The sequence below is a fragment of the Microvirga sp. GN3 genome (assembly GCF_055792825.1).
The window spans coordinates 1-1958 of sequence record NZ_JBVVAK010000355.1; the positions used below are offsets into that span (position 1 = coordinate 1).

At 58.9% G+C, this 1958-nt stretch carries 2 protein-coding genes; one reads left to right on the forward strand and one right to left on the reverse strand.

Translation table 11 applies throughout. The features are described 5' to 3' along the window. The first annotated feature begins 1168 nt into the window (after nt 1-1168). Nucleotides 1169-1495, forward strand: coding sequence for a hypothetical protein (locus ACS5Q1_RS47740; protein ID WP_473104758.1), 327 nt, complete (start codon nt 1169-1171; stop codon nt 1493-1495). A gap of 112 nt (nt 1496-1607) precedes the next feature. Here ACS5Q1_RS47740 and ACS5Q1_RS47745 read toward each other — a convergent pair. Beyond that, a partial coding sequence (locus tag ACS5Q1_RS47745; protein ID WP_473104759.1) for a DUF6894 family protein occupies nt 1608-1958 on the reverse strand: 351 nt, incomplete at its 5' end.

Genomic DNA, 1958 nt, shown 5'->3' on the forward strand with positions numbered 1-1958 from the left:
CGTCAGCGGTGATCGGCATATCTGTCTTGCAATGCAGCAGATATGCCTGTGCACTGCACAAAAGAAGAGCAAATCGTGTAGGGCCGACATGCGATACAGGCATGACGGAGCCGGTTACTCCGGGAAGGTTTGCCGTCAAAGCATATCAATGGCGCGGGAATTGGCGTGCTAAACCGTTCGACAACATTGCATTTCCCCGGTAGAGGGTTCCCCCAGAGAGCCGCATGGATCTGCTCGCCCTCTCACAAATGACCTCATCGCCTCTGGCATCAGCACGTAAGATGAAGCGGAATTCGAAGCCTTTCTCAGTCGAGATCAAGAAGTCGCGTGTTCAAGGTCAGCGTAGCCAACTTTCGCCAAGGCGCCTGTTCGCACCCTTACCCGATCAACCTGCAACCGTCTTCCAGGAGGAAAAACCTCGAGCTGTGGCTGAGTCAGTCGCAGTCCCTCGCATTCTGCCGAGCATCCTTGCGCCTGTGCCGGCCCCGTCGGAGCCCATTGAATCTGTTCGCCGCAACCACGCTTCAGGAAAGGCCCATCGGGAACAGATGGAGTTGGATCTGGCTGCGACAGTTTCCGAAGACGTGGAGGACGCACCTACGGCAGGGCTGGTGACGGCTGTAGACTTGTCGCAAACCGCAATTGCGCCTGTCGTTGGAGAAGAAGCAACGTCTGTCCATGACATTGCGCAGCCGGCACAGGGTGACGGTCCGCGGGCTCGTGCAAGGACGGTGCGAAGGACAGTTCCTCAACGGGTTGCGCCGGCGATAACCCCAGAGCTCATATATCCGTCGAAGCCGGCATCCGAGCCCGAGATCATTGCATCAACACGGATGGAGGAACAGGTTAAGAATGGCAGTCGCAGACTGTCCAAACGTCAGACCGCCGCTGCGCAGCTCCCGCGCCATGAGCGCTGGAAACGGCGTCTCCACTCCGCTGCTTGGTAGAAGACCTTCCACCATGAGGACTGCTCGCCGCCCCTGCCGCACGCGTTTAGATTCCATCGAGAAATGCTCGACGAAATTTGCGGTTCTACAGGAAGTGATGCTCTTGAACTGGCAGGTCGATCCGATCAGCCGTGGACACCCAATATTCGCCTGAGTGTCGCCTCGGATCAGCCTGGATTGTCTCGCTGCAACTGCAGGTCAGCTCAGGTTGTGGATGACACATGGTTCGGGATGAGCCTTTTCCTCTGAGTGTCGTTCCGCCTCGGGTGAGACATACGATCCTCAACGAGTTCAAGGGGCGGTGCCCCAGCATCCGCGAGGTTGCCGAGATCCCGGACAGCACCTGGCTCGCAACTCCCAACATCGGGCCAACCTTCCTCGAACAGATCCGCAGTGTCACCAATGCATTGCCCGAGCAGACGGGCAGCCCCTCATGCCCTCGGCTGACCGATGGCGAACTCCTGGTCCGCCTGGAGCAATTGCAAGACGAAGTCCGGTGGCTCCAAGAGCAGATGGAGGCAAGGCTGCTCAAAACCGCACGGCGCTGACCGAACCGCCGATGGCTGAGGGCTGCCATGCAGGATGGAACTGGTTACCAAGAGGCTGCTCAGGACCCAGGGTACAGGGCCTGATCCGGTGCGGACTGTGGACGTCGCGGCTTTAAGCACTCCAAGGATGCACAGGGTGGTCCTCCACCTGCGTTCGTTCGATCCAGAGCGCGACGGTCACCGTTACCACCCGCTCTTTGTGTTCGTTGCAGACCTCGACGACGACGACATGGTTCGAGGGATCCAGCGGCATCTCCTTGGCGATCTCTCCCGCAAGGTGCACAGCATGACCTTTGGCAGAGCTCAGGTCTTCGCACTCCTCCCCGGCGCTGTCGGGACGAAACCGCAATCCCTCGCGGATGTCGAAATAGTAACGCGGCATGGCTGTGCATCCACTGCGGACCGTAGCCACAACGCTCGAATGGGCGCAGTGTTCGCTGTCACCAAAGATCTTGTGAGATGA